Raw genomic sequence first — 23,982 nt, 5'->3', positions numbered from 1 at the left:
CGTGGCAGGTGTGGCACGTCGCCGCCTCGACGCTGAACTCGTCCACCGCAACCTGGCGCGTTCGCGCGAGCACGCCAGCCAGCTGATCGCCGCGGGGCGGGTCAGCGTGGCCAGGATCGTCGCGTCCAAGCCCGCGACACAGGTGGACGCCGGCGTCTCGATCGTCGTCGCGCAGGACGACAGCGACCCCGGCTACGTCTCGCGCGGCGGGCACAAGCTCGCGGGCGCGCTCGCCGCGTTCGTGCCGCAGGGCCTGGAGGTCGCGGGCCGCAGGGCGCTCGACGCGGGCGCGTCCACCGGCGGCTTCACCGATGTGCTGCTGCGGGCCGGTGTCGCCCATGTCGTCGCCGTCGACGTCGGGTACGGACAACTCGCCTGGTCGTTGCAGAGCGATGAACGCGTCACCGTCAAGGACCGTACGAACGTACGCGAGTTGACGCTGGAGGCGATCGATGAGGTGCCTGTGGACATCGTGGTCGGAGACCTGTCCTTCATCCCGCTCGGCCTGGTGCTGCCCGCGCTCGCGCGGTGCGCGGCGCCGGACGCGGACCTGGTGCTGATGGTGAAGCCGCAGTTCGAGGTGGGCAAGGAGCGGCTCGGCAGCGGCGGTGTCGTCCGGAGCCCCGAGCTGCGGGCCGAGGCGGTGCGGGGCGTCGCCGCGCAGGCGCTCAAGCTCGGGCTCGGCGTGCGGGGCGTCACCGCGAGCCCCCTGCCGGGACCCTCCGGAAACGTCGAGTACTTTCTGTGGCTGCGTGCCGGGGCGCCCGAACTGGACCCGGCCGACGTTGACCGTGCAGTGGCGGAGGGGCCGCGTTGACACAGAGCCGAGCTCGTACTGTTTTCCTGCTCGCGCACACGGGGCGGCCCGCCGCCATCCGCAGTGCCGAGCTCGTCGTCCAAGGGCTGCTCAAGAGCGGCCTCGGGGTACGGGTTCTGGAGTCCGAGGCCTCCGACCTGCCGTTGCCGGACACCGTGGAACTCGTGAAGGAGGCCACGCCGGCCTGCCTCGACGGGTGCGAGCTGCTCATCGTCCTCGGCGGGGACGGGACGCTGCTGCGCGGCGCGGAGTTCGCGCGGGCGTCCGGAGTGCCGATGCTCGGGGTGAACCTGGGGCGCGTGGGGTTCCTCGCCGAGGCCGAGCGCGATGACCTCGACCAGGTCGTCGAGCGGGTCGTCAGCAAGGAGTACGAGGTCGAGGAGCGCATGACGATCGACGTCGTCGTGCACCGCAACGGCGACATCGTGCACCAGGACTGGGCGCTGAACGAGGCCGCCGTCCAGAAGACCGAGCCCGAGCGGATGCTCGAGGTCGTCCTGGAGATCGACGGGCGGCCCGTGACGGGCTTCGGGTGCGACGGGATCGTGTGCGCGACGCCGACCGGGTCGACCGCGTACGCCTTCTCCGCCGGCGGGCCCGTGGTGTGGCCCGAGGTCGAGGCGCTGCTGATGGTGCCGATCAGCGCGCACGCGCTGTTCGCGAAGCCGCTGGTGACGTCGCCGGACTCGGTGCTCGCCGTCGAGGTGCAGCCGCACACGCCGCACGGGGTGCTGTGGTGCGACGGGCGGCGGACCGTGGAGCTGCCCGCGGGCGCCCGGGTGGAGGTGCGGCGGGGCGCGGTGCCGGTACGGCTGGCCCGGCTGCACCACGCGGTGTTCACGGACCGGCTGGTGGCGAAGTTCGCGCTGCCGGTCGCGGGGTGGCGCGGCGCCCCCCACTGAGCCCGTCGCCCTGGCGACACGTCGACTTTCCCGGCTCCCCGTGCGCTGCGCGGGGAGCCGCGATGTCAACGAAACCGCACCTGAAAGGTGACACTCGGCCCCCGACCGCGCCGTGTGACCTGCGTCTTCGCCCGTGAGGGGAGGGGCAGCGTCGCGGGGGGACCGCAAAACCTCGTATGGTCAGGGGCGTGTTGGAGGAGATGCGGATACGGTCGCTCGGAGTCATCGACGACGCGGTGGTCGAGCTGTCGCCCGGATTCACGGCGGTGACCGGTGAGACCGGCGCGGGCAAGACGATGGTCGTCACGAGCCTCGGGCTGCTGCTCGGTGGGCGCGCGGACCCCGCCCTCGTACGGATCGGCGCGAAGAACGCCGTCGTCGAGGGCCGTGTCACCGTGCCCGCGGGCTCGGCGGCCGCCGCGCGGGCCGAGGAGGCCGGGGCCGAGCTGGAGGACGGGGTGCTCCTCGTCAGCCGCACCGTCTCCGCCGAGGGCCGCTCACGGGCGCACCTGGGCGGGCGCTCGGTGCCCGTGGGGGTGCTGAGCGAGCTGGCCGACGAGCTGGCCGCCGTGCACGGGCAGACCGATCAGCAGGGGCTGCTCAAGCTCGGGCGGCAGCGGCAGGCGCTCGACCGGTACGCCGGGGACGCCGTCGCGGGGCCGCTCGCCAAGTACAAGACCGTGTACCGGCGGCTGCGGGCCGTCAGCACCGAGCTGGAGGAGATCACCACGCGCGCCCGTGAGCGGGCGCAGGAGGCCGATCTGCTGCGTTTCGGGCTCGACGAGATCGCGGCCGTGGAGCCGCGCGCCGGTGAGGACGTCGAGCTGTCCGAGGAGGCGTCCCGGCTCGGGCACGCGGAGGCGCTGGCCTCGGCCGCCGCCGTCGCGCACGCCGCGCTCGCCGGGAACCCCGAGGACCCGGAGGGGTCGACGCCACGACGCTGGTCGGCGGCGCGTCCCGGGCCCTGGACGCCGTGCGGTCCCACGACCCGGCCCTCGCCACGCTCGCCGAGCGGATCGGCGAGGTGCAGATCCTGCTCACCGATGTCGCCGCCGAACTCGCCGGGTACGCCGACGACCTGGACGCCGACCCGCTGCGGCTCGCCGCGGTCGAGGAGCGGCGGGCCGCGCTCACCCAGCTCACCCGGAAGTACGACGAGGCCGGTGAGGGCACCGCCGGGGTGCTGGCCTGGGCCGAGGCGAGCGCCGCGCGGCTGCTCGAACTCGACGGCGACGACGAGCGGGTCGACGAGCTGGCCGCGGAGCGCGACGCGCTGCGCGACGAACTCGGCGCGCTCGCCCAGGAGTTGACCCACGCCCGGACCGAGGCCGCCGCGCGGTTCGCCGCCGCCGTGACCGAGGAACTGGCGTCGCTCGCCATGCCGCACGCGCGGATCTCCTTCGACATCCGGCAGACCGAGACCGACGCGGCCGACGGCGTGCAGGTCGACGGACGTGTCGTGGTCTGCGGCCCGAGCGGTGTCGACGAGGTGGAGCTGCTGCTCGCGCCCCACCCCGGCGCCCCGCCCCGGCCCATCGCCAAGGGCGCGTCCGGCGGCGAGCTGTCGCGCGTGATGCTCGCGGTGGAGGTCGTCTTCGCCGGGACCGACCCCGTGCCCACGTACCTGTTCGACGAGGTCGACGCCGGTGTCGGCGGCAAGGCCGCGGTCGAGATCGGCCGCCGTCTCGCCAAGCTCGCCAAGTCGGCGCAGGTCGTGGTCGTCACGCACCTGCCGCAGGTCGCCGCGTTCGCCGACCGCCAGCTCCTGGTGGAGAAGACGAACGACGGTTCCGTGACCCGGTCGGGCGTGACCGTGCTCGAAGGGGAGGACCGCGTACGGGAGTTGTCGCGGATGCTCGCCGGGCAGGAGGACTCGGAGACGGCGCGGGCGCACGCGGAGGAACTGCTCGCCGCGGCGCGGGCCGACGCCTGATTCCGTGCGGCCCGCGCCGCCGCCCGGCCCCGCGTAGGGTGACCGCATGATCGACCTCAGCCGTGCCGTCCGCTCCGCCGCGCTCGCCGCGGGCGTCACCCGTGGCGTCTGCGGAGCCTTGCGGCGTACGAAGCCGGAGGGCCTCGGGGAGCGGAAGAACTACGCGGGGCGGACCGTGGACCTGTGCCCCGGCCCCGCCGCCGTGCTCGGTGTCGCGGCCGGCGCGCTCGTCGCGGACCCGGGTGCGCGAAGCGCCGCGCTCGTCGCCACGTTGACGGCCGGGCCTGCGGCGCGTACGACGACGTGGCGGGGGCGGGCGATCCACGGCGTGGCTTCCGGGCCCATCTCGGCGCGCTGCGCGGTGGTGAACTCACCAGCGGCGCCGTGAAGTTGTTCGGGATCGGGGCGGCGGGGCTCGTCGCGGGCGCGCTGCTCAAGGAGCGCCCGGTCGACAAGGTCCTCGCGGGCGTCGTCGTCGCCGGTACCGCGCACCTGATCAACCTCGTCGACGTACGGCCGGGGCGCGCGGCCCAAGTCGCCCTCGCCGTGGGCGCTCCGGGGCTGCTGCGGGGCTCGCTCGCGGCCGCGCCGATGGGCGCCGCCGCTGCCGTGCTCCCCGACGACCTCGGCGAACGCGGCATGCTCGGCGACTGCGGGGCGCACGCGCTCGGCGCCGCGCTCGGCGTGGCGATCGCCGCGGGCAACGGACGCGGCGGGCTGCTCGCGCACGCCGCGGGACTTGTCGCCGCGGCGGCGTACGGGGACCGGGTGAGCGCCCTCGCGAAGGACACGGGCGGGCCGCTCAACTCACCCGTGTGAGTGGTCCGGTGCGTCGTGTTGCCCGTGCGCGCGCGGTGCGGGACCGTGGCCGGTGCCGGAACGTCCGTACGGACTGGCATCCTTGGCCCGGACCATGAGAACGCCATACCACCGGACCGTCAGCGATCCCCGAACCGTCGGAGATTCCCGAGCCTCGCAAACCCCTGAACCATCAGAAGAGCCCGACCGTAGAAGATCCCGACCCCACAGGAGTCCCGCCGCGTGAGCCACGTGAGCAGCCACTCAGCGCACGGACAGTCGCCGCTGCGCACCGTGCAGGTGCTGGGTGGCGGCAGCGCGGGCAGCAGTGCCCATGTCCGGTCCCTGGCCGCCGGGTTGGTGGCGCGCGGGGTCCGGGTCACCGTGTGCGCGCCGTCCGAGGCCGAGCGCGCGTACGGGTTCGGGGACGTCGGCGCCCATCACCTGCCGGTGCCGCGCCGCAGCGACCCGGCGTCCGTCGCCGCGCTCCGCGTGGCCTGCGCCGACGCCGACCTCGTGCACGCACACGGGCTGAACGCCGCGCTGCGCGCCACCCTCGCGCTCAGCGGCCGCCGTGTCCCGCTCGTCGTCACCTGGCACACCCGCTCGTACGCCGAAGGCGCCCGCGCCCACCTGCTGCGGATCCTCGAACGGCGCGTGGCGAGGGCCGCGTCCGTGGTCCTCGGCACCTCGTCCGAGCTGGTCGACCGGGCCCGCGCCCGCGGCGCCCGTGACGCCCGGCTCGCCGCGATCTCCTTCCCGCCGCCGCGCCGCACGGACGCCGGTGACGACGACGCCGAGCGGGCCAGGAACAAGACGCGGGCCGAACTCGGCGCCGTGGGACGGCCGTTGCTGATGGCCGTCGGCAGCCTGGAGCGGCACCGCGGCTACGACGTGCTGCTCGACGCCGCCCACGCCTGGCTCGCCCACGAGCCCGTGCCGCTGCTCGTCATCGCGGGGAGGGGCCGCAGCGGGCGGCGCTCCAGCGGCGTATCGAGAGCGAGGGGCTGCCCGTGCGGCTCACGGGCCGCCGCGACGACGTCGCCGAACTGCTGCACGCCGCCGACCTCGCGGTGCTGCCCAGCAGTTGGGAGTCCCGCTCGCTGCTCGCCCAGGAAGCGCTGCACGCGGGCGTGCCGCTGGTCGCGACCGACGTGGGCGGCATCCCCGAACTGGTCGGCGAAGCGGCCGAGTTGGTGCCGTACGGGGACGCCGTGGCGCTCGCGGAGGCCGTCGAGCGGCTGCTGTCCGACCCCGAGCGCCGCGCCGAGCTGCGCGAGCGCGGGACGGCGCAGGCCGCGTCCTGGCCGACCGAGGACGCGACCGTGGCCCAAGTCCTGAGCGTCTACGACGAGTTGACCGGGGCCTATTAGGCGGCTCGGCGATCGCGATGTGCGCGGGTGCTACTGCACGTGCCGTCGTGCCCGCAGTGCCAGGCTCAGCGCGAGCACCGTCTGCGGGTCGTCCAGGTCCGTGCCGAGCAGTTCCCCGATCCGGCCGAGCCGGTTGTAGAGCGTCTGCCGGTTGAGGTGCAGCTCACGGGCCGTCTCCGCCTTGCGGCCCGCGTGCGCCAGGTACGTCTGGAGCGTGGGCAGCAGCGGCGGCTTCGCGCGCTTGTCGTGGTCCCGGAGCGGGCCGATCGCGCGCTCCACGAACGCCGCCAGGTCCGGGTGGTCGCGAAGGCGCCACAGGAGCAGGTCGATGTCGAGGCGCCGTGCGTCGTACCAGGGGCGGTCGTCCAGGCCCTGCGCGGCCGTCGCGGTCTCCGCCGCGTGCCGCAGCCCGGCCGCGGCCGCCGCCCAGCCGCCGGCCCCGCCGACCACCACGACCGGCGGCTGCCCGCCCGCCCGCTGCATCCCGGCCCGCTCGACGCCCGCCCGCAGCGCCGCCGCGACCCGGTCCGCGACCGCCGTGCGCTCCGACTCCGACCGCAGCCCGAGCAGCAGCGGCACCCGCCCCTCGACGGGCCGCACGCCGAGCAGCACCGGTACGCCGACCGACGCCAGCTCCTCCGAGACGGCCCGCGCGAGCACCGCCCAGCCGCCGCCGGGGGAGAGCCCCACCGAGCCGGCCGCCGCCTCCGGGAGCCGCATCACGACCGGAAGGAGGGGCCCCTGCCCGGTCGGCCTGAATCCGAGGACACGGGCCTGCGCCGGGGCCTCGTCCGGGACGATCCGGCCCTCCGCGAGATCGGTCAGGAAGTCGCCGCGACCCCGCGCCGCCAGCTCCTCCTCCTGGCGGGCCTGCATCAGCACCACGGCGAGGGAGGCCGCGGCCCGCTCGGCGGCGATCCGGTGCACGGGCGCCAGCGTCGCCGACACCGGCAGGAGCACGAGCCGCGCCCGCACGGAGCCGGCTCCCGGGCCGCCGCCCGGCACGTCGACGAGCAGGGCACCGCCCGGGGGCTCGTCCTGGTGCGTGGCGCGCATCCCCTCCCACACCTGGAGCGGATCGGCGGCGTCGCCCTCGGCGCCGGCGGCGTACAGGAGCTGCCCGTCGACGGTCTCCAGGAAGACCGGGTTGCCGCTGAATTCGGCCAGGATGCGCAGCACCTGGGGCACGCCGCCGCCACCGAGCAGCGCGTTCGTGCACCGGCGGTGCACCTCCTCGGCGCGCCGCAGCAGGGCGTAGTGCCCGTTCACGATCTCGGTGTGGATCTCCTCGGTGACCGTCACGAACGGCACTTCGCGGTGCAGCTGGACCAGCGGCAGGCCCGCCGAGCGCGCCGTCTCCACCAGTGCGGACGGCAGCCGCGCGAACCGCTGACCCAGCTCGATGACGAGCGCCGCGATGCCCCGCTCGGCCAGTTTGCGGACGAAGGCCCGCTGCTCGGCGGGTCGCGTCCCGATCCCGTACCCCGTGGTCAGCAGGAGTTCGCCGCCCTTGAGCAGCGACGCGATGTTCGGCACCTCGCCCGCGTGCACCCAGCGCACGGTCCGCTGGAGCCGCTCGCCGCCCGCCACCACCTCGGGCAGCCCGCTGCGCAGTCCGGGCAGTTCCAGGGCGCGCTGCACGGTGATGCCGCCGGGGCCGCCGGGCGGGGAGAAATCGGAGGAGGTGCTGTCCATGCAGCGGACGGTACCGGCGTGCGCGTTCCGGGAACATCTCTGGCCGGTTACGGGGGCGATCATCACCCCCGATTCCGCGACAACTCGTCGTGCCGTGGCGGAAATTGCACTACCTCGTGTCTGTTGTGGCGTACGTCACTGCACCGCCACACTGACGCATCCGAACGCACTCCCCATGTTGATCTACGGATTTCGCAGCGGCAGCCCCCAGAGAGGGACGTAAATGCCAGAGACAGTGGAGAACGGCGCACGCGGTACCACCCCCGGATCGCCCCCGGTGCAACGCCTCAAGGCGAACTCGGTCGGGCTGATCGGCGTGGTCTTCATGGCCGTCGCCACGGCCGCCCCCATCACGGCGATGACCGGCAACCTGCCCATCGCCGTCGGCTTCGGCAACGGCACGGGAGCCCCCGCCGGCTACCTCTTCGCGACGCTCGTCCTGACGGTCTTCTCCGTCGGCTACGTCGCGATGGCCAAGCGCATCACGGCGGCCGGCGCCTTCTACGGCTACATCTCGCACGGCCTCGGCCGGATCGCCGGCATGGCGTCCGGCATGCTCGCCGTCCTCGCCTACGTCGTCTTCGAGGCGTCGATCGTCGGCGTCTTCTCGTACTTCGCGAAGACCACGGTCGACGACCAGCTCGGCTGGGACCTCCCGTGGATCGTCTACGCGGCGGCCATGCTCGCGGTGACCGCGATCCTGTCCTACTTCGACATCAACCTCACGGCGAAGGCGCTCGGCGTGATGCTGATCGCCGAGATCGCGGTTCTCTTCGCGGTGGCGACGGCGGTCCTGATCCACGGCGGCGGCCCCGACGGCATCCCCGTGGAACCGATCAACCCGAAGAACGCCTTCACCGGCACCTCGGCCGGGCTCGGCCTGTTCTTCGCGTTCTGGTCCTGGGTCGGCTTCGAGTCGACGGCGATGTACGGCGAGGAGTCCCGCGACCCCAAGCGCGTCATCCCGAAGGCGACGCTGATCTCCGTCGTCGGCGTCGGCCTCTTCTACATCTACGTCTCCTGGATGACGATCGCGGGCAACGGCCTGGCCGGCTCGGTGAAGGTGTCCTCCGGCACCAGCCCCCTCGACCTGTTCTTCAACCCGGCCGAGACCTTCATCGGCGCGTGGGCGGTCGACGCGTTCCAGTGGCTCCTGATCACCGGCTCGTTCGCCTGCGGCATGGCCTTCCACCAGTGCGCCTCGCGCTACCTGTACGCGATCGGCCGCGAGGGCTTCCTGCACCCCGGCCTCGGCCGCACGCACAAGAAGCACGGCTCGCCGTACATCGCGTCCTACGTCCAGTCGGTGATCGCGGTCGCCATCGTGGCGGCCTTCTGGCTCACCGGCCAGGACCCGTACATCCACCTGTACACGCTGCTCGCGATCCTCGGCACGATGGCGATCCTGATCGTCCAGACGCTGTGCTCGTTCGCGGTGATCGGCTACTTCCGCCACCACCACCCCGAGGACCGGCACTGGTTCAGGACGCTGGTCGCCCCGCTGCTCGGCGGCATCGGCATGATCGTGGTCGTCGTGCTCCTGGTCCTGAACATGGACACGGCGGCGGGCACGGCCGCGGACTCCCTCTTCTTCAAGTCGATCCCCTGGATCGTGGGCCTGGTCTTCTTCGGCGGCCTCGGCCTCGGCCTGTACCTCAAGGCCCGCCGCCCCCAGCGCTACGAGGTCATCGGCCGGATCGTCCTGGAGGACGCCGCCGAGCGGGAGACCGAACCCGCGACCGCCACCGTGTGACCCTCCGCACCCCTCCGCACCCTTCGCACCTCCGCACCGACCGCTCGTCCCGTTCGTCCCGCCCGTCCAAGGAGAACGTCATGGCTCGTACGAACCTGATGCACGCCCTGAGACACCTGGCCACCGAACACCGGGCCGCGGCCCACCTGGGCGTCCCCGTAGCGGAGTTCCGCGAACGGCAGGCCGGCCGCCGCACCGTCCTCAAGGCGGCAGCGGCGGCCGGCGTGGCCGTCGCCGCCCTCCCCGCACCGACGGCGAGGGCGGCGGCCGCCGCCCCGAGGATCGCCGTGGTCGGCGCCGGCATCGCCGGTCTGACCGCGGCCCTCACCCTCCACGACGCGGGCTACGCCTGCACCCTCTACGAGGCGAACCCGGACCGCGTCGGCGGCCGCATGTACTCGCAGCGCGACCACTGGGCGTACGGCCAGACGTCCGAGATCGGCGGCGAGCTGATCGACACCAGCCACAAGAAGATGCTGGAGCTGTGCCGCCGCTTCGGTCTGCCCGTCGAGGACTTCCTGGGCGGCGGACCCAACGGCGCGGAGGAGATCCTCTGGTTCAACGGCCGCTACTACCCGCGCGCCCAGGCCGACGAGGACTTCAACGCCGTCTACCAGGCCCTCCACCAGGACCTGCAGAAGTCCGGCGAGGTCTTCTGGAACCAGACCACGCCCACCGGCACCGCCCTCGACACCATGTCCCTGTACGAATGGATCGACTCACGCGTGCCGGGCGGGCACGGCTCCCCGCTCGGCCGCTGGTTCGATGTCGCCTACAACGTCGAGTACGGCGCGGACACCCAGGACCAGTCCGCCCTCGCCCTGGTGCTCCTGATGGGCTACCAGACCAATCCGGGCAACTTCAACATCTGGGGCCTGTCCAACGAGCGCTACCACATCACCGGCGGCAACGACCAACTCCCGCACGCCATCGCCGACTTCCTGCCCGACGGCACGATCCGCCACGGCATGTCCCTCCAGGCGGTGAAGGCCAACACCGACGGCACCCAGACCCTCACCTTCACCGAGACCGGCGGAGCCACCCGCACCGCCACCGCCGACCACACGATCCTCTGCGTGCCGCTGCCCGTCCTCAAGCAACTCGACCTGTCCAAGGCGGGGTTCGACACCCGCATGAAGAACCTGCTGCGCGACGCCAGAATGGGCTACTGCACCAAGCTCAACATGCAGTTCACCAGCCGCCCCTGGCGCGGCACGGGCCCCTGGCCGGGGGTCTCGGCGGGCGACTGCTTCACCGACGCCGACTTCCAGCAGACCTGGGACACGACGAAGGTGCAGCCGGGCACCGGGGGCATCCTCATCCAGTACGGCGGCGGCACGCTCGCCAAGTCCCTCGCCCCGTCCGGCCCGTTCGCGTACGAGACCGACCCGTACGTCCGCGACCTGGCCACCCGCTACCTCACGCGGATCGAACCGGTCTTCCCCGGCACCAAAGCCGCCTGGACCGGCCGCGCCCAGCTCTCCGCCTGGCACAAGAACCCGTACGCCCTCGGCGCCTACTCGTACTGGCCCGTCGGCTACCTCCACCAGTACGCGGGCTACGAAGGGGTGGCCCAGGGCAACGTCCACATCGGCGGCGAGCACTGCAGCTACGACTTCCAGGGCTTCATGGAAGGCGGCGCGTCCGAGGGGGAGCGCGCCGCCAACGAGGTGATAGCCGCGGTGCGTTAGCCGCCGTACGCCCCTGAGGCGGTCAGCCGCAGTGCCGTGTCGATCAGCGGCACGTGGCTGAACGCCTGCGGGAAGTTGCCGACCTGGCGTTGCAGCCGCGGATCCCACTCCTCGGCGAGCAGCCCCAGGTCGTTGCGGAGCCCGAGCAGCTTCTCGAAGAGCTTGCGGGCCTCGTCGACCCGGCCGATCATCGCGAGGTCGTCCGCCATCCAGAACGAGCAGGCGAGGAACGCCCCTTCGTCACCGGGCAGCCCGTCGACACCGGCGTCCTCGCCGTCCGTCGGGTAGCGCAGGATGAACCCGTCCTCCGTCGACAGCTCCCGCTGGATGGCCTCGATCGTGCCGATGACGCGCTTGTCGTCGGGCGGCAGGAAGCCCATCTGCGGAATCAGCAGCAGCGAGGCGTCCAGCTCCTTGCTGCCGTACGACTGCGTGAACGTGTTGCGTTCCTTGTCGTAGCCCTTCTCGCAGACGTCCCGGTGGATGTCGTCGCGCAGCTCGCGCCACCTCTCCAGCGGTCCGTCGGCGTCACCGGACTCGATGAGCTTGATCGTCCGGTCCACCGCGACCCACGCCATGACCTTCGAGTGCACGAAGTGCCGGCGCGGCCCGCGCACCTCCCAGATGCCCTCGTCCGGCTCGTCCCAGTGGCCTTCGAGGTAGCGGATGAGCTTCAGCTGGAGCAGCGACGCGTAGTCGTTGCGCGCGAGCCCGGTCATATGGGCCAGGTGCAGGGCCTCGGTCACCTCGCCGTACACGTCGAGCTGGAGCTGGTGCGCCGCTCCGTTGCCGACCCGGACCGGGCCCGAGTTCTCGTACCCGGGCAGCCAGTCCAGCTCCGCCTCGCCGAGCTCCCGCTCGCCCGCGATGCCGTACATGATCTGGAGGTTCTCGGGGTCACCCGCGACCGCCCGCAGCAGCCACTCGCGCCAGGCGCGGGCCTCCTCGCGGTACCCGGTGCGCAGCAGCGACGACAGCGTGATCGCGGCGTCGCGCAGCCACGTGTAGCGGTAGTCCCAGTTCCGTACGCCGCCGATCTCCTCCGGCAGCGAGGTGGTGGGCGCCGCGACGATGCCGCCGGTCGGCGCGTACGTCAGCGCCTTCAGCGTGATCAGCGACCGCACCACGGCCTCGCGGTACGGACCGTGGTACGTACAGTGCTCGACCCACTCCCGCCAGAAGTCCTCCGTCGCCACCAGCGCCCCCTCGGGGTCCGGCATCGGAGGCTGTCCCTTGTGCGAGGGCTGCCACTGGATGGTGAACGCGATCCGGTCACCGGGCCCGACCGTGAAGTCCGAGTACGTCGTCAGGTTCTTGCCGTACGTCTCGGCGTCGGAATCGAGCCACACGGAGTCGGGTCCGGCCATCGCGACCGTACGCCCGTCCACCTTGTGCACCCACGGGGTGATCCGCCCGTACGAGAAGCGCATCCGCAGCGCGGAGCGCATCGGCACGCGCCCGCTGACACCCTCCACGATCCGGGTGAGCTGCGGCGCGCCGTCGCGCGGCGGCATGAAGTCGATGACGCGGACGGTGCCGCGCGGAGTGTCCCACTCGGATTCGAGGACGAGCGAGTCGCCGCGGTAGGCGCGCCGCGCCGCCATCGGTGGCGCGGCGTCGGCCGCGTGTGCCGGACCAAGGCGCCAGAAGCCATGGTCCTCGGTGCCGAGCAGCCCGGCGAAAATGGCATGCGAGTCGAAGCGGGGAAGGCACAGCCAGTCCACTGTGCCGTCCCGGCAGACCAGCGCTGCGGTCTGCATGTCTCCGATGAGTGCGTAATCCTCGATGCGCCCGGCCACGTGCATCTCCAGTCGAACGGCCACGTACGCCCCCGGAACGAAAAATTGGGGGCCCAACGGTCAAAGCCAACGGTCAATGGGAGGTCAACGGATCGTTTTGATACGTCGTCCTGATTCGTTGTTGTCAAACGAACTGACGAGCCGGTTGTTCCGGCGGAGGCACCGGCGAACGGACTTCGTGTTCCGGTGAACGGTTGGAACGGGCGGGGGTGTTGCCGTCGTGGTGCCGTTTTCCAGGGTGACTCGCCAGCCGAGTGTCCGAGCAGGATACGTCGCGCTCAAGTGATCTGCGTGCCGCTCACGGCAACGCGCCTGAGCCGAACGGGTGAGCATCGGGTGACGGAGCAGTGCCCCTGTGGTGACCTGTAAGCGGAGCGTGGCCGGAAGCAGCCTCGCCGCGTCGCTGATACCCTGGTAGCCCGTGAGCCGGTGGTCATAGAACCCCCGAACCGCAGCGACGGCGCCTCCCCCGAAAGTCCTGGAGAGCACGCCGGTACGCACCCCAGACCGCGACCACGGGAGCCCCCTCTTGGCCATGCAGCCGCCAGCATTTCGAAACAGCACAGCTTCGACGACCAAGCACATCTTCGTCACCGGGGGTGTCGCCTCCTCCCTCGGCAAGGGGCTCACCGCCTCCAGCCTCGGCATGCTGCTCAAGGCGCGTGGCCTCCGTGTCGTCATGCAGAAGCTCGACCCGTACCTGAACGTCGACCCGGGCACGATGAACCCGTTCCAGCACGGTGAGGTGTTCGTCACCAACGACGGCGCCGAGACCGACCTGGACATCGGCCACTACGAGCGCTTCCTCGACGTCGACCTCGACGGCAGCGCCAACGTCACGACCGGCCAGGTCTACTCGCAGGTCATCGCCAAGGAGCGGCGCGGCGAGTACCTGGGCGACACCGTCCAGGTCATCCCGCACATCACGAACGAGATCAAGCACCGCATCCGCCGCATGGCGACGGACGAGGTCGACGTCGTGATCACCGAGGTCGGCGGCACGGTCGGCGACATCGAGTCGCTGCCGTTCCTGGAGACCGTCCGCCAGGTCCGCCACGAGGTCGGCCGGGACAACGTGTTCGTGGTCCACATCTCGCTGCTGCCCTACATCGGCCCGTCCGGTGAGCTGAAGACCAAGCCCACCCAGCACTCCGTGGCCGCCCTGCGCAACATCGGTATCCAGCCGGACGCGATCGTGCTGCGCTGCGACCGTGAGGTCCCGACCGCCATCAAGCGCAAGATCAGCCTGATGTGCGACGTCGACGAGGACGCCGTGGTCGCGTGCCCCGACGCCCGCTCGATCTACGACATCCCGAAGGTCGTGCACACCGAGGGCCTCGACGCGTACGTCGTCCGCAAGCTGGACCTGCCGTTCCGCGACGTGGACTGGACGACGTGGGACGACCTGCTCGACCGCGTCCACAACCCCGACCACGAGATCGTCATGGCCCTGGTCGGCAAGTACATCGACCTGCCCGACGCCTACCTGTCGGTGACCGAGGCGCTGCGCGCCGGCGGCTTCGCCAACAAGGCCCGCGTCAAGATCAAGTGGGTCACGTCGGACGACTGCAAGACGCCGGCCGGCGCCAAGAAGCAGCTCGCCGACGTCGACGCGATCTGCATCCCCGGTGGCTTCGGCGACCGCGGTGTGTCCGGCAAGGTCGGCGCGATCCAGTTCGCCCGCGAGAACAAGATCCCGCTGCTCGGTCTCTGCCTGGGTCTCCAGTGCATCGTCATCGAGGCGGCCAGGAACCTGGCCGACATCCCCGACGCGAACTCCACGGAGTTCGACGCCGCCACCGCCCACCCGGTCATCTCCACGATGGCCGAGCAGCTCGACATCGTCGCCGGTGAAGGTGACATGGGCGGCACCATGCGGCTCGGCATGTACCCGGCCAAGCTCGCCGAGGGCTCCATCGCGCGCGAGGTGTACGACGGCAAGGAGTACGTCGAGGAGCGCCACCGTCACCGCTACGAGGTGAACAACGCGTACCGCGCCGAGCTGGAGAAGAAGGCCGGTCTCCAGTTCTCCGGCCTCTCCCCGGACGGCAAGCTCGTCGAGTACGTCGAGTACCCGCGCGAGGTCCACCCCTACCTGGTCGCCACCCAGGCGCACCCGGAGCTGCGCTCGCGCCCGACGCGTCCGCACCCGCTGTTCGCCGGTCTGGTGAAGGCGGCCGTGGAGCGCAAGGTCGCGGCCGCGACCGACGCCAAGAAGGCCAAGTAAGGGCCGTGTAGGGCTCTGAAGGGCTTGTAACACAAGCGATGTACGGTTACCGGGGTGCGTGCCAAATGCGGCACGTGCCCCGGTTTCTTTTGCTCACGTGGGAGGACGTTCCGGTATGACGACGATCAAGGACACCGCCGAGGAGTGGGAGGTCCGGGCGACCGAGACCCCCTTCGTCGGGAACAAGACCTCGGTGCGCACGGACGATGTCGTCATGCCCGACGGATCGGTGGCGCGGCGCGACTACCAGGTCCACCCCGGCTCGGTCGCCGTCGTCGCGCTCGACGACCAGGGGCGGGTGCTGCTCCTCAAGCAGTACCGGCACCCCGTGCACATGAAGCTCTGGGAGATCCCGGCCGGGCTGCTGGACATCCCCGGCGAGAACCCGCTGCACGCGGCGCAGCGCGAGCTGTACGAGGAGGCGCACGTCAAGGCGGAGGACTGGCGGGTGCTGACCGACGTCTACACGACGCCGGGCGGCTGCTCCGAGGCCGTCCGCATCTTCCTCGCCCGGGACCTGTCCGAGGCCGAGGGCGACCGGTTCGCGGTGGAGGACGAGGAGGCGGACATGGAGTTCGCCCGGGTTCCGCTGGCGGAGCTGGTGCAGGGCGTGCTGGCCGGTGAGCTGCACAACAACTGCCTGGTCGTGGGCGTCCTCTCGCTGAGCGCCGCGCTGGCCTCCGGCGGGGTGGAGCAGTTGCGGGCGGCCGAGGCGGAGTGGCCTGCGCGGCCGTTCGAGGTCTAGGGCCTGTCTTCAAAGTGGGCGGAGCCAGAGGAGCGTTGATGCGAGGGTGACCGCGGCTTCGAAGGAGGTCGCGGTCTTGTCGTATCGGGTGGCGATGCCGCGCCATTGCTTGAGGCGGTTGAAGCAGCGCTCGACGACGTTGCGGCGCCGGTAGGCAGCCTTGTCGAAGCCGCATCGCCGTTCACGGCGTCGTGCTCGCCCGGCGAGTTGGTCGACCCGTTCGGGAATGGTGGCCTTGATGCCGCGTCGGCGCAGATGGGTGCGGATGGCCCGGGACGAGTAGCCCTTGTCCGCGACCACCCGGTCGGGGCGAGTGCGGGGGCGACCGGGGCCGAGTCGAGCGACGCGGATACCCGCCATGACCTGTTCGAACTGGGTGCAGTCATTGCGGTTACCGCCAGTGAGAGTGAACGAGAGCGGGCGGCCGCGGCCGTCACAGGCAAGATGGATCTTGGTGGTCAGTCCACCTCGGGATCGGCCGAGGGCGTGATCTGCCGGTTCGTCCCTCGACCGGCCCCCCTTTTCGCGCCGGCCGCGTGTTGATGGGCACGGACCAGAGTGGAGTCGACGGCCACCAGCCAGTCCACGTCCGCGTTCGCGTCGCGGTCGGCCTGGACCGCGGCAAGCATGCGGGTGAACGTGCCGTCCAGGGCCCACCTGCGGAAACGTGTGTACAACGACTGCCACGGCCCGTACCGGGCTGGCACATCCCGCCAGGCGGCGCCCGCACGGATCTTCCATACGATCCCGTTCAACATCGTCCGGTCGTCCGCCCGCGGGCGACCGAACGATGCCGCCGGTAGGAACGGGCGTAACAACTCCCATTCCTCATCGGTCAGTTCATAGCGGCGACTCACAAGACCCATCATCCCGCGCCGCTACTTTGAAGACAGGCCCTAGCGCCTCGGGGGGCGCGGTCCCGTCGCCGGGCGCGAGTCGGTGCGGGCTGGTCGCGCGGTTCCCCGCGTCGCTGGAGGCCGCCGCTTCGCCGCGTGCCTTCAGCGACGAGGCGGTCCCCGGCAGAGCTAATGCGACCATCTGCTGATCCGACCGGGTGACTTCGCCGCGCCGCCCGCCCAGGGCACCCGCACCCCCTGAACTACGCTCGGAACCGCCCCTGCCGACCCCCGGAGGGGATGGGTGAGACGGAGCGTGGCCCGTGACGGATCAGGCGGTCGAGTCGGACGACGTGACGGCGGTCGGGGAGTCCTCCGAGCGGTCCCGCAAACGGCGCCGCACCCGTCGGGGCCAGGACGTGACGTCCGGTCAGTTCCTCGGGCGCAGACGCGAGTTGAAGGAGCTCAGGTCCGACATCGAACGGGCCGGGCTCGACACCCTGGCGGGGCGCAAGGCGCCGCGCGCCCGGGTGCTGCTGGTCGCCGGACGGCCCGGCACCGGCCGCACCGCCCTCGCCGAGGAGCTGCTGCGCCAGGTCGCCGACCAGTACCCGGACGGAGCGCTGCGGGCCCGCCTCACCGCCCCCGACGGCACCCCCGTACCGACCGAGCGCGTCGCCCGTGACCTGCTGAACGCGCTCGAACTGCCCGCACCTCCCGGCGAGTCCGCCGACGACCTCACCGAGCGGCTGCGCGAAGGGCTCTCCGTGCGGCGGGTCGTGCTGCTGCTCGACGACGCGGGGGACGCCGAGCAGGTCGACCCGCTGCTGCCCGAGACCGCGGACTGCCTCGTCGTCGCCGTGGCCGAAGGGCCGCTGACCGGGATCCCCGACGTGCGGCCCTGCACGCTCGGCGGACTCGACACCAAGTCCGCCCTCGACCTGTTGACCAGGCACACCGGGTCCGTCCGCGTCACCTGCGACCCGCGCTCCGCCGAGTCCCTCGTCGAGCTGTGCGGCGCGGAGCCGGCCGCGCTGGAGATCGCCGGCGGCTGGCTCGCCGTACGGCCCAAGGAGTCCGTCGCCGACCTGGCCAAGCAGCTGCACGCCCAGGACGGCGAGGGGCCCGCGCTCGCCCGCGTCTTCCGGCACGCCTACGCCTCGCTGGCCGGGCCCGCCGCGCGGATACTGCGTTACCTGTCGCTCGCGCCCGAGGGGTACGTCGACCCGCACACGGCCTCCGCGCTCGCCGGCTGCTCCGTGTCCGCCGCCCGGACCACGCTCGACGACTTCGTGGAGCTCGGCCTCGTCCGGCCCGTCGACTCCGAGCTGCCGCAGTACGAGGTGCCGGGCTGCCTGGTGCCGCTGCTGCGCGGGCTCACCGAGACGCAGGACCGGCCCGGCGAGGTGCAGCTGGCCCGCGCCCGGATGCTGGAGCGGACCGTACGGCTGCTCACGTCCTGCCGCGCGGTCACCGAGCCCGACGGGTCCCCGGGCCGCAAGAAGCTCGCGGGACTGCCCAGCGCCCTGCGGTTCGCGGACCCGGAGGCGGCCGCCGAGTGGCTGCGCGTACGGCAGCCCGCGCTGCTCGCGGCGGCCCGGCTGGCCGTCGCCGACGGGGAGCTGGACACGCTGGCGCGCCGGCTGATGGCCGCCCTCGTGCGGGCGATGGTCGCGCACCGGGGCACCGAGGCGGCGGCGCCCGAGCTGTACGGGATCCACCGGCTCGTGCTCGACGTGGCCGAGCGGCGCGACCTGCCGCGGGAGAAGGCCGCCGCGCTGCTCAACCTCGCCGATCTCGACGCGCAGACCGGCCGCACCCAGGAGGCGCTCGCCCGCTACCGGGCCGCGCTGGACGCCGGACGGGCCGCGCAGGACCCGTACGCGACCGGCCGCGCGATGGAATCCGTAGGAGGCGCGTACCAGGAGCTGGGGGACTGGCAGCGGGCCGCCGACTGGTTCGGGCGGGCGCTGTCGCAGCGGCTCACGCGCGGCGAGCGGGCCGACGCCGCGCGGCTGCACGGGCGGATCGCCGCCGTGCACACGTACGCGGGGCGCTACGGCGAGGCGATGCGCGGCTGGCGCTCGGCCGTCGCCGGGTACCGCAAGGAGGGCGATGTCACCGCCCAGGCACGGGCGTTGAGCGAACTGGCGCGGGTCCAGGAGTACGCGGGGCGGCCCGAGGAGTCGCTGCACACCTGCCAGGAGGCCGTCGAGTGGGCGCGGCAGGCCAAGGACGTACGGCTCCAGGCGGCGCTCCAGCTGCGGCTCGCGGACACCCTCGAACGGCTCGGCGACCCGGCCGCGGCCAAGCTGCACCGCGGTGCGGCCGAGCGCATGCTGGGAGAGGAGCTCACGGGAGGACCCGGAAACCCTGCCGCGGCGGCAAACCCTTCGGAACAAGCCTCTAACGCCTACGAAATCCGTAGTGCATCCGCGAAAGATTGATGCATCGAAAGGCTAGACAGCTCGACAACCTTCATTAGACTGGCTCCGCCGCGTTGATTCGCGGTGTCTCCCGGTGTGTCCGTCGGCGCACTGGTATGCAGTGCATTGACCGAGATATCCCCTGAGCCAAGGACCGTGATCGACGATGAAGGTCGGCATCCCCCGCGAGGTCAAGAACAACGAGTTCCGGGTGGCCATCACCCCCGCCGGTGTGCATGAGCTGGTGCGCCACGGCCACCAGGTCTTCATCGAGCAGAACGCCGGTGTGGGCTCCTCGATCACGGACGAGGAGTACGTCGGCGCCGGTGCGCGGATCCTCGCCACCGCCGACGAGGTCTGGGCGACCGCCGACCTGCTCCTGAAGGTCAAGGAGCCGATCGCCGAGGAGTACCACCGCCTCCGCAAGGACCAGACGCTCTTCACGTACCTGCACCTCGCGGCCTCCAAGGAGTGCACGGACGCGCTCCTGGAGTCGGGCACGACCGCCATCGCGTACGAGACGGTCGAGACCGCCAACCGCCAGCTGCCGCTGCTCGCCCCGATGTCCGAGGTCGCGGGCCGTCTGGCCCCGCAGGTCGGCGCCTACCACCTGATGGCCGCCAACGGCGGTCGCGGTGTCCTTCCGGGCGGTGTCCCCGGCGTGCACGCCGGCAAGGCGGTCGTCATCGGCGGCGGCGTCTCCGGCTGGAACGCCGCGCAGATCGCCATCGGCATGGGCTTCCACGTGACCCTGCTCGACCGCGACATCAACAAGCTCAAGGAAGCCGACAAGATCTTCGGTACGAAGATCCAGACGGTCATCTCGAACTCCTTCGAACTCGAGAAGGCCTGCCTCGACGCCGACCTCGTCATCGGCGCGGTCCTGATCCCCGGCGCCAAGGCTCCGAAGCTCGTCACCAACGAGCTCGTGTCGCGTATGAAGCCGGGAAGTGTCCTTGTCGACATCGCGATCGACCAGGGCGGCTGCTTCGAGGACTCGCACCCGACGACGCACGCCGAGCCGACCTTCCCGGTCCACAACTCGGTCTTCTACTGCGTCGCCAACATGCCCGGCGCGGTGCCCAACACGTCGACGTACGCGCTGACCAACGCCACGCTCCCGTACATCGTGGAACTGGCCAACCGTGGCTGGGTCGAGGCCCTGCGCCGCGACCCCGCGCTGGCCCTGGGACTCAACACCCATGACGGCAAGGTGGTTTACAAGGAGGTCGCCGAAGCGCACGGTCTGGAGCACCTGGAGCTCGAGACGCTGCTCGGCTGACGTCAACCGAAGTCGTCAATCTCACGCCTACGGCCGGACCTTGCGAGGGGTCCGGCCGTAAGTGCATGGGTACGGACATGGTCAACTCGCCGTGAACGTAACCCTTTAACCGATTCGCGCAGCCGCGAAACGCACCGAAGAGCCGTCGTACGCCCTTGACATGAGGGTGTTCCGTTACCGACACATCGTGCCGGGTCCGGCGGATTGTGTTGCTGCGGAGCGGTGACACGCCATAGAGTCGCCAACCGTCGGCATGGTGCCACGCTGACCTATCGATAAATGTTCCTGGTCACATCCAAGGAGGTAAGACGACTTGTGAATGAGTCGACATTTACTCCCGGAGGTGGCCAGCCAGGCGGACAGGTTCCCGCGGGGCTTCAAGCTGTCGGCTCCGTAGCTGTGCGTACCTTCGCGGCCCACCAGAGCGGCTACCAGAGCGCCTCCCAGAAGACGCCGACGCAGACAGCACACCAGAGCATGGATGGCCATCACGTGAACGCCATGGCCGGCGACCGAAGTGGCGACACACACAGCCACTTCGCCGACTACGACGAACTGTCCCCCGAGGGACACTTCTACGACCCCGACGCCGAATACGAGCCCGACCCCGAGTACGCGGCCACGCTCGCCCCGGACGCTGCCCGTCAGCGCCGCGAGCGCGTCGGTCCGACCGGGCGTCCACTGCCGTACTTCCCGATCCCAGGCCCACTGACCGACCACGGTCCCGCGAAGATCATCGCGATGTGCAACCAGAAGGGCGGCGTCGGCAAGACCACGTCGACCATCAACCTGGGTGCCGCACTCGCCGAGTACGGTCGCCGGGTCCTGCTCGTCGACTTCGACCCGCAGGGAGCCCTGTCGGTCGGCCTCGGCGTGAACCCGATGGAGCTCGACCTCACGGTCTACAACCTGCTCATGGAGCGGGGGATGTCCGCGGACGAGGTGCTCCTGAAGACCGCCGTCCCGAACATGGACCTGCTCCCGAGCAACATCGACCTGTCCGCTGCCGAGGTGCAGTTGGTCAGCGAGGTCGCCCGCGAGTCCACGTTGCAGCGGGCGTTGAAGCCGCTGATGGCCGACTACGACTACATCGTGATCGACTGCCAGCCCTCCCTCGGCCTGCTCACCGTGAACGCCCTGACGGCCGCTCACAAGGTGATCGTGCCGCTGGAGTGCGAGTTCTTCGCGCTGCGCGGTGTGGCCCTGCTGACCGAGACCATCGAGAAGGTCCAGGAGCGCCTGAACCCGGAGCTCGAACTCGACGGCATCCTCGCGACGATGTACGACTCGCGGACCGTGCACAGCCGTGAGGTGCTGGCGCGCGTGGTCGAGGCGTTCGACGATCACGTCTACCACACGGTGATCGGCCGGACCGTGCGCTTCCCGGAGACCACGGTCGCCGGTGAGCCGATCACCACGTACGCGTCCAACTCCGTCGGCGCCGCCGCCTATCGCCAGCTCGCCAGGGAGGTGCTCGCCCGGTGTCACGCCGAGTGAGTCTGCCGGGGGCCGACGAACTGTTCCGTACGACCGGGGGCATGGCACTTCAGTCGTCGTCGCCGCGGCGTCCCGCGAACGGTGAGGCGCGGGTGCCGAACCCCGCCGGGGAGAGCGACGAGGCGGCCGCCGCCTCGCCTGCGGCCTCCGGCGCCGGTGAGGACGGTGACGCGGACGCCCCGTCCGCCGAACACACCACCGCCGAGGCGGAGTCGGACGCGGGATCGCGCAGCCGGGGAGCCACGACGGAGGCCGCGGAGAAGTCCGCCAGGCGCGCGCAGGAAGGTTCTGGCAGCGGCCGGGGCACGGCTGCCGCCCGGCGCCGCTCCCGTGCCGCCAACCGGCGCCCCAGCGGCCGTGAGCGGCACGACGAGAAGATCACCGTGTACGTCTCCGCCGAGGAACTGATGGACCTCGAACACGCGCGTCTGGTGCTCCGCGGTGAGCACGGGCTCGCCGTCGACCGCGGCCGCATCGTGCGCGAGGCGGTCGCCGTGGTCCTGGCCGATCTGGAGTCCCGCGGGGACGCGAGCATTCTCGTACGACGGCTGCGCGGGCGGTAGCCTCCGGCATTGTGCCTGTGAACGATTCGCCCTCTTCTGTGCCTGGCCGGGGTGCGCGCCGACGCGCCCTGGGGCGGGGCGTGCCGGCCGCCACGAAGGAGCCGGAGCCCGCCCCCGGGCCGGCCGATCAGGCGCCCGGGGCCGAGGTGGCCCCGGAACCCGACGGCACGGCCGAGGCCGTCGACGACGGGACGTTCACGGTCCGTCTCGCGAACTTCGAGGGCCCCTTCGACCTGCTGCTCCAGCTGATCTCGAAGCACAAGCTCGATGTCACCGAGGTCGCGCTGTCGAAGGTGACCGACGAGTTCATGGCCCACATCCGGGCCATGGGGCCGGACTGGGACCTGGACCAGACGACCGAGTTCCTGGTCGTCGCCGCCACCCTGCTCGACCTCAAGGCCGCGCGGCTGCTGCCCGCCGCCGAGGTGGAGGACGAGGCCGACCTCGCGCTCCTGGAAGCCAGGGACCTGCTGTTCGCCCGGCTGCTCCAGTACCGCGCGTACAAACGGATCGCCGACATCTTCAGCGGGCGGCTCGACGACGAGTCGCGGCGGTACCCGCGCACCGTGGGGCTCGAACCCCACCACGCCGACCTGCTGCCCGACGTCGTCATCAGCATCGGGGCCGAGGGGTTCGCCGAGCTCGCCGTGAAGGCGATGCAGCCGAAGCCCAAGCCGCAGGTGTACGTCGACCACATCCACGCGCCGCTGGTGAGCGTGCAGGAACAGGCCGGGATCGTCGTGGCGCGGCTGCGCGAGCTGGGCGAGGCGAGCTTCCAGGACCTCGTCGCCGACACCGGGGACACCCTCACCGTCGTCGCGCGGTTCCTCGCGCTCCTGGAGCTGTACCGGGAGAAGGCCGTCGGCCTGGAGCAGGAGACCGCCCTCGGGGAGCTGCTCGTGCGCTGGACCGGCGGCGAGGACGCGGCGGAGCCCGTGGTGACGGACGAGTTCGACCGGGCGCCCGAGCCGGAGACCGAGCAGAAGGAGAGTGCGTCATGACCGTGCAGGCCGAGCCGGGGAGCGACGTCGCGGGGCTCGATCTCAAGCCCGCTCTCGAAGCCGTGCTGATGGTCGTGGACGAACCCGCCACCGAGGAGCACCTCGCCAAGATCCTGCAACGGCCGAGAAGGGCCGTGGCCGACGCGCTGCGGGCCCTGGCCGACGAGTACACGGTGCAGGGCCGCGGCTTCGAGCTGCGGCTCGTGGCGGGCGGCTGGCGGTTCTACACCCGGCCGGAGTACGCCGCGGCCGTCGAGGGCTTCGTGCTCGACGGGCAGGTGGCCCGGCTCACACAGGCCGCTCTGGAGACGCTGGCCGTGGTCGCGTACCGCCAGCCTGTCAGCCGTTCCCGGGTCTCCGCCGTGCGCGGAGTCAACTGTGACGGGGTCATGCGGACCCTGCTCCAGAGGGGTCTGGTGCAGGAGGCGGGCGCGGAACCCGAAACAGGTGCGATCCTGTACAGGACGACGAACTACTTCCTGGAGCGGATGGGCCTGCGCGGTCTGGACGAGCTGCCGGAGCTCGCGCCCTTCCTCCCCGAGGCGGACGCGATCGAGGCGGACACGCTGGAAGGGGTTCCGTCGTTCGACCCGGACGCACCCGATGCGCCGGGTTCAGACGACGCAGACGACTAACGGAAATTT

14 protein-coding genes and 4 pseudogenes are annotated in these 23,982 nt (G+C 71.5%); 15 read left to right on the top strand and 3 right to left on the bottom strand.

Annotation, left to right across the window (positions count from 1 at the left end; translation table 11 throughout):
* Window position 1 precedes the first annotated feature (1 nt).
* The 5 genes and pseudogenes from V2W30_RS08730 (at window position 2) to V2W30_RS08710 (ending at window position 5,823) form a co-directional block, all read left to right on the top strand.
* Complete coding sequence (locus V2W30_RS08730; protein WP_338695030.1) at window positions 2-817, top strand: TlyA family RNA methyltransferase; 816 nt, start codon at window positions 2-4, stop codon at window positions 815-817.
* Entirely contained in the window at window positions 814-1,719 is a 906-nt protein-coding gene (locus V2W30_RS08725; RefSeq protein WP_338695029.1) for an NAD kinase, read from the top strand. Before V2W30_RS08730 ends, V2W30_RS08725 begins: the two co-directional genes overlap by 4 nt.
* 176 nt (window positions 1,720-1,895) lie before the next feature.
* A pseudogene (recN, locus tag V2W30_RS08720) lies at window positions 1,896-3,652 on the top strand (DNA repair protein RecN).
* A gap of 46 nt (window positions 3,653-3,698) precedes the next feature.
* Window positions 3,699-4,471: pseudogene (locus V2W30_RS08715) on the top strand (hypothetical protein).
* Between the two features lie 222 nt (window positions 4,472-4,693).
* Window positions 4,694-5,823, top strand: a pseudogene (locus V2W30_RS08710) (glycosyltransferase family 4 protein).
* A 30-nt stretch (window positions 5,824-5,853) separates the two neighbouring features.
* On the opposite strand, the gene V2W30_RS08705 reads toward V2W30_RS08710, so the two are convergent.
* Window positions 5,854-7,518 (bottom strand): PucR family transcriptional regulator, encoded by a 1,665-nt coding sequence (locus V2W30_RS08705; protein ID WP_338695027.1) that lies wholly within the window; start codon window positions 7,516-7,518, stop codon window positions 5,854-5,856.
* A gap of 223 nt (window positions 7,519-7,741) precedes the next feature.
* On the opposite strand from V2W30_RS08705, the gene V2W30_RS08700 reads away from it, so the two are divergent.
* A complete protein-coding gene (locus V2W30_RS08700; RefSeq protein ID WP_338695025.1) occupies window positions 7,742-9,271 on the top strand; it encodes an APC family permease in 1,530 nt (509 codons plus the stop codon).
* An 80-nt stretch (window positions 9,272-9,351) separates the two neighbouring features.
* On the top strand, window positions 9,352-10,962 hold the full coding sequence (locus V2W30_RS08695) for an NAD(P)/FAD-dependent oxidoreductase (protein WP_338695023.1): 1,611 nt from the start codon (window positions 9,352-9,354) through the stop codon (window positions 10,960-10,962).
* On the opposite strand, the gene V2W30_RS08690 is transcribed toward V2W30_RS08695, so the two are convergent.
* On the bottom strand, window positions 10,959-12,761 hold the full coding sequence (locus tag V2W30_RS08690; RefSeq protein WP_338703536.1) for a glycoside hydrolase family 15 protein: 1,803 nt from the start codon (window positions 12,759-12,761) through the stop codon (window positions 10,959-10,961). The two genes, V2W30_RS08695 and V2W30_RS08690, sit on opposite strands and share 4 nt — an antisense overlap.
* 535 nt (window positions 12,762-13,296) lie before the next feature.
* On the opposite strand from V2W30_RS08690, the gene V2W30_RS08685 reads away from it, so the two are divergent.
* Both V2W30_RS08685 and V2W30_RS08680 read left to right on the top strand, forming a co-directional pair.
* Entirely contained in the window at window positions 13,297-14,988 is a 1,692-nt protein-coding gene (locus V2W30_RS08685) for a CTP synthase (protein WP_338695021.1), read from the top strand.
* Between the two features lie 115 nt (window positions 14,989-15,103).
* Window positions 15,104-15,733: an NUDIX hydrolase gene (locus V2W30_RS08680; RefSeq protein ID WP_338695020.1), complete on the top strand. Its 630-nt coding sequence runs from the start codon at window positions 15,104-15,106 to the stop codon at window positions 15,731-15,733.
* A 9-nt stretch (window positions 15,734-15,742) separates the two neighbouring features.
* Here V2W30_RS08680 and V2W30_RS08675 read toward each other — a convergent pair.
* Window positions 15,743-16,599 (bottom strand): annotated as a pseudogene (locus tag V2W30_RS08675) (IS5 family transposase).
* Between the two features lie 293 nt (window positions 16,600-16,892).
* Here V2W30_RS08675 and V2W30_RS08670 point away from each other — a divergent pair.
* From V2W30_RS08670 to scpB, 6 genes are all read left to right on the top strand, one after another.
* The gene (locus V2W30_RS08670) at window positions 16,893-19,016 is read left to right on the top strand and encodes a tetratricopeptide repeat protein (RefSeq protein WP_425244510.1); all 2,124 of its coding nucleotides are present in this window, start codon (window positions 16,893-16,895) and stop codon (window positions 19,014-19,016) included.
* Window positions 19,017-19,161: 145 nt separating this feature from the next.
* The gene (gene ald / locus V2W30_RS08665) at window positions 19,162-20,277 is read left to right on the top strand and encodes an alanine dehydrogenase (RefSeq protein ID WP_338695018.1); all 1,116 of its coding nucleotides are present in this window, start codon (window positions 19,162-19,164) and stop codon (window positions 20,275-20,277) included.
* Between the two features lie 315 nt (window positions 20,278-20,592).
* Window positions 20,593-21,774: a ParA family protein gene (locus V2W30_RS08660; protein ID WP_338695016.1), complete on the top strand. Its 1,182-nt coding sequence runs from the start codon at window positions 20,593-20,595 to the stop codon at window positions 21,772-21,774.
* Entirely contained in the window at window positions 21,759-22,337 is a 579-nt protein-coding gene (locus V2W30_RS08655) for a hypothetical protein (RefSeq protein WP_338695014.1), read from the top strand. The genes V2W30_RS08660 and V2W30_RS08655 overlap by 16 nt, the downstream gene beginning before the upstream one ends.
* 80 nt (window positions 22,338-22,417) lie before the next feature.
* A complete protein-coding gene (locus V2W30_RS08650) occupies window positions 22,418-23,338 on the top strand; it encodes a segregation and condensation protein A (protein ID WP_425244509.1) in 921 nt (306 codons plus the stop codon).
* Window positions 23,335-23,973 (top strand): SMC-Scp complex subunit ScpB, encoded by a 639-nt coding sequence (gene scpB, locus V2W30_RS08645; protein WP_338695010.1) that lies wholly within the window; start codon window positions 23,335-23,337, stop codon window positions 23,971-23,973. Before V2W30_RS08650 ends, scpB begins: the two co-directional genes overlap by 4 nt.
* Window positions 23,974-23,982: the final 9 nt, after the last annotated feature.

It is taken from the genome of Streptomyces sp. Q6 (assembly GCF_036967205.1).
In the GTDB taxonomy this organism is placed as follows: Bacteria; Actinomycetota; Actinomycetes; order Streptomycetales; family Streptomycetaceae; genus Streptomyces; species Streptomyces citrinus.
The sequence above is the reverse complement of the archived record's forward strand: the minus strand, read 5'-3'. Positions and strand labels throughout refer to the sequence as shown.

What these genes read in the sequence shown, in the direction of transcription:
- V2W30_RS08695 (WP_338695023.1), top strand. Translation starts at nt 9,352, where the DNA reads ATGGCTCGTACGAACCTGATGCACGCCCTGAGACACCTGGCCACCGAA.
- V2W30_RS08685 (WP_338695021.1), top strand. Translation starts at nt 13,297, where the DNA reads ATGCAGCCGCCAGCATTTCGAAACAGCACAGCTTCGACGACCAAGCAC.
- V2W30_RS08680 (WP_338695020.1), top strand. Translation starts at nt 15,104, where the DNA reads ATGACGACGATCAAGGACACCGCCGAGGAGTGGGAGGTCCGGGCGACC.
- ald (WP_338695018.1), top strand. Translation starts at nt 19,162, where the DNA reads ATGAAGGTCGGCATCCCCCGCGAGGTCAAGAACAACGAGTTCCGGGTG.
- scpB (WP_338695010.1), top strand. Translation starts at nt 23,335, where the DNA reads ATGACCGTGCAGGCCGAGCCGGGGAGCGACGTCGCGGGGCTCGATCTC.
- V2W30_RS08700 (WP_338695025.1), top strand. Translation starts at nt 7,742, where the DNA reads ATGCCAGAGACAGTGGAGAACGGCGCACGCGGTACCACCCCCGGATCG.
- V2W30_RS08705 (WP_338695027.1), bottom strand. Translation starts at nt 7,518, where the DNA reads ATGGACAGCACCTCCTCCGATTTCTCCCCGCCCGGCGGCCCCGGCGGC.